At 63.9% G+C, this 3,670-nt stretch carries 5 protein-coding genes; 4 read left to right on the top strand and 1 reads right to left on the bottom strand.

Annotated features, from left to right (window positions below):
• Both BRAS3809_RS37190 and BRAS3809_RS31455 read left to right on the top strand, forming a co-directional pair.
• A partial coding sequence (locus BRAS3809_RS37190) for a hypothetical protein (RefSeq protein ID WP_210161123.1) occupies nt 1-231 on the top strand: 231 nt, incomplete at its 5' end.
• A gap of 305 nt (nt 232-536) precedes the next feature.
• The gene (locus BRAS3809_RS31455) at nt 537-1,871 is read left to right on the top strand and encodes a hypothetical protein (protein WP_008966049.1); all 1,335 of its coding nucleotides are present in this window, start codon (nt 537-539) and stop codon (nt 1,869-1,871) included.
• Nucleotides 1,872-2,128: 257 nt separating this feature from the next.
• On the opposite strand, the gene BRAS3809_RS31450 is transcribed toward BRAS3809_RS31455, so the two are convergent.
• Nucleotides 2,129-2,647, bottom strand: a complete 519-nt coding sequence (locus BRAS3809_RS31450; protein ID WP_008966048.1) for a winged helix-turn-helix transcriptional regulator — start codon at nt 2,645-2,647, stop codon at nt 2,129-2,131.
• Between the two features lie 102 nt (nt 2,648-2,749).
• Here BRAS3809_RS31450 and BRAS3809_RS31445 point away from each other — a divergent pair, with 102 nt between their 5' ends.
• Together BRAS3809_RS31445 and BRAS3809_RS31440 are read left to right on the top strand one after the other, a co-directional pair.
• Nucleotides 2,750-3,319, top strand: a complete 570-nt coding sequence (locus BRAS3809_RS31445; RefSeq protein WP_035659781.1) for a dihydrofolate reductase family protein — start codon at nt 2,750-2,752, stop codon at nt 3,317-3,319.
• A 34-nt stretch (nt 3,320-3,353) separates the two neighbouring features.
• Nucleotides 3,354-3,670, top strand: a 317-nt coding sequence (locus BRAS3809_RS31440; RefSeq protein WP_035659784.1) for a glutathione S-transferase family protein, incomplete at its 3' end; no start/stop codon positions are given.

Genomic DNA, 3,670 nt, shown 5'->3' with positions numbered 1-3,670 from the left:
CCCCCGTTTTTCGCCACAATGCGCTCGGGCATCGGACACGACATCAGCTTCGGGATGTCAGGACCACACGATTTCGCCGTACGCGCCGCGTTGTTCGTCTGCGTGTCTACTTCTGAGCATGATGTTGTCGGAAAGCTGTGGCGCAATGCGCGTCGACGGCCTCCGGTTCCGAATCATGCTCCACGCTGCAACATCGACGCGTCCACCGCGTCCCGCTCCCAACGTTCGTGACGACCGCGAAACGTCCCTCTCGATCGGGAACAGGACGTGGTTAAGAGAGCCTGAATTCTGGAAAAAAGAAAGAAGAAGTTTTTGACGGTAGGCACTGGACAGGGGTGATCGGCTTGAAAGTCTTCACGAAAAAAACTTATCCGCGCAGCGGATTTGCGGGTTGCGCAGGCGTCTCCAAGCAGGCATTCCGCCTCGGATGCGATCCGCGTCCGGCGTTCGATTTGCCCGTCGGGCCGTTCTCGCGGGCCTGGTCTTGGACGAATCCGGAACTGGTAGCGTAAAGTCAGAGGCTCGGTAGAATCGACATGGGCGGTCAATCCATCAGCCAGCAAATCACATTGATCTCGGGAACGGCCGAGAGGCAGGCGTCATGGCGTCGGCCGGACAGCGTGCTGCGTGCCCGACGCAGTCTGCTGCTGTCGTGCGTCGTCCTCGGTCTGGCGGCGAGCGGCGCGGCCGGTGCGGACAGCAGCGTTGCTGCGAAGCCCGCCGCAACCGAGCAGGCCGCGCGCGACGCCGCGTCAGCGCCCCCGTTACCGCAGCCGCAAAAGGCCGAAAATCCCAAGCCGGAGGGGCAGAAGCCAGAGCTTCCGAAGCAGGAGACACAAAGCCAGGACCCGCAAAAGCAGGACCCGCAAAAGCAGGACGCGCAAAAATCCGGCCCGGAAACCGTCGGACGACCGGCCGAGGCGCAAGCGCCGGCACCGAAACTCGCCGTGCCGTCCGTGGAGCCCGCGAAGCCGGCCACGGCCGAGCGCAAGGGCGATGTACGAACGGCGGCCCGCGAGACCAAGGACGCCAAGAACCTGACGGTTCCGCAGCGGGTGCTGCCGGCCGGCGTCGCGCAGATGATCGGCCGCAAGATCTGGCTCAATGAAGCCGGCGGCCGGCGCGACGCGATCACCTCCTGGAATGCCGGCGAGGAGTTTGCCTCGCTCGGCATCGGTCATTTCATCTGGTACCCGACCACCGCGAAGCCGCCTTTTGAAGAGGGTTTTCCCGGCCTGATCGCGTTCCTGCGCAAGGGCAAGACGCCGCTGCCGGCGTGGCTCGACAAGAATCCGGTTCCGCCCTGTCCATGGAACAGCCGCGCCGAGTTCAAGAAGAATTTCAACTCGCCGCAGATGCGGCAGTTGCGGCAGTTCCTGCTCGCCACGATGGCCGAGCAGACGCAGTTCCTGGTGGCGCGCGCGCAAGGCGCGATGGACAAGATCCTCGCCAACACGCCGGACAGCGCCGAGCGCGAGCACATCGTCGCGCAATATGCGCGCGTCGTGCGCGCGTCGGAGGATCTCTACCCGCTGATCGACTACATCAACTTCAAGGGCGAGGGCACCAACCCGTCCGAGACGGCCGTCGACAAGGAGACGGGGCAGCGCCAGGGCTGGGGACTGAAGCAGGTGCTGCTCAAGATGAACGGCACCACGACCGAGCCGAAGGCCGTGCTCGCCGAATATTCCGATGCGGTGCAGGGCGTGCTGCAGCAGCGCGTACGCAATCTGCCATCGAACCGGGTGTGGGAAGCCGGCTGGCTGCGCCGCGCCGAAACCTATCGCCGGCCGATCGCGCAGCTCGACCAGGTCCCGGAGCGCGCGCCGCGCAGATCGTCGCGCTACCGGGCGGACAATACGTCGTTCTGAGCAGCGAGGACCGCGGGTCCGAGCGACGCTGATGTCACGACTTGCGAATTGACGACTTCAAGGAGCTGAGCTGCGGCTCCGCGCTGTCGCTCCGGGGCAATCGTCCATGCGCAGGCGCCGAGCGCCGAGCGTTGGCGATTGAACCCGGAATCTCGAGCTTGCTGAAAATGAACCCGAGACCAGATCGGGATTCCGGGTTCACGGCCTGCGGCCTTGCGGAATGGTCGTGGCGGTGCGGAGAGAGGCGCTGAGAGCGATCACGCCGTCGTGGCGCCGGCCTTCTTGTCGGCAACCACCTTCTGATAGGCCGCCTGCAGCCGCTCGCCGACGCTTGGTCCGGCCCTCCTGCGCCGCTTCACGCCGAGATGGATCTCGCGCAGCTCGTCCATGAACTCGGACCACATCTTCGGGCCGCCTTCCATCAGCAGCCTGGCGCGGATGCCCAGCTCGTCCGAGACCGGGAGATATTTGTAACCCCAGCCAGCCATCTGCGCGAGAATCGGCAGCAGCTCGATGCCCTGCTCGGTCAGCGAGTAGATGCCCTTCTGCTTGTGGCTCGGATCGTCCTGGCGGCTGATGATGCCGGCGGCGAGCAGCGTCTTCAAACGGTCCGCGAGGATGTTCGAGGAGATGCCTTCGATCGAGCCGCCGAGCAGCTCGCGATAGTGCCGGCGATTGCCGAACATCAGGTCGCGGATGATGAGCAGGCTCCATTTGTCGCCGACCACCTCCAGGGTGAGGTTGATCGGGCAGCCGGAGCGCTGAGGGTCGGACATCGGGATCTCGTGAGCGTCGTCGCAAATAACCGCTTGCATTATTGCATCGGTATAGGCACCTCCAACTGCTTGCAAAATAAAAGCAGTCAGGGAGGCGTGCCGATGGCTAGGCTGGTGTTGTGGGACATGATGACGCTCGACGGCATGGTCGCGGGCGCCGGCGGCGACCTGTCCTGGCATGAGGAGGTCTGGGGTCCCGAGCTGGAGCAGTTCTCGCAGACCCAACTGCAGGAGGCGGGCGGGCTGCTGTTCGGGCGCGTGACCTATGACCTGATGGCCGGCTATTGGCCGACCCAGCAGGGCGTGATCGCCGAGTTCATGAACGCGATCCCGAAATACGTCGCCTCGCGCAAGCTGTCCGAACTCGCGTGGTCGAACGCGCATCTGCTGGGCCAGCAGCCTGAGGCCGAAGTCTACAGGCTCAAGACGGAGACTGTGAAACAGCTGTTCCTGTTCGGCAGCGCGGATTTCGCCGCCACACTGATAGCGCACGACCTGATCGACGAGTATCGGATCGCGATCAATCCGCGCGTGCTCGGCGGCGGAGCGCCCCTGTTCAAGCCGGGGCAGGCGATGAAGCTGCGGCTGATCGACAGCCGCGCGTTGGCGAGCGGCGTCGTGATCGTGCGCTACGTGCCGGCGGGAGGGGAAAGTGTCCTGAGGCTTCATTGAAGCTGTTCTCTCATTGATGCATCAGGAGCAACCCATGTCTCTCACGCTTTACTATCATCCGCTCTCGTCGTTCTGCTGGAAGGTGCTGATCGCGCTGTATGAGAACGATATTCCGTTCACGCCGAAGCTGGTCAATCTCGGCGATGCGGATGAGCGGGCGGCATTCCTGAAGCTGTGGCCGGTGGGCAAGTTTCCGGTGCTGCGCGACGAGAACGCGCAGCGCACCGTTCCGGAGTCGAGCATCATTATCGAGTATCTCGATCAGCACGTCCCCGGAGCAACACGATTGATTCCGGAGGATCCTGATCTCGGCCTGCGAACGCGGCTGCGCGATCGCTTCCTCGATCTGTA

The organism is Bradyrhizobium sp. STM 3809, from assembly GCF_000239795.1.
Lineage (GTDB): Bacteria > Pseudomonadota > Alphaproteobacteria > Rhizobiales > Xanthobacteraceae > Bradyrhizobium.
This window is presented reverse-complemented; position numbering and strand designations above follow the sequence as displayed.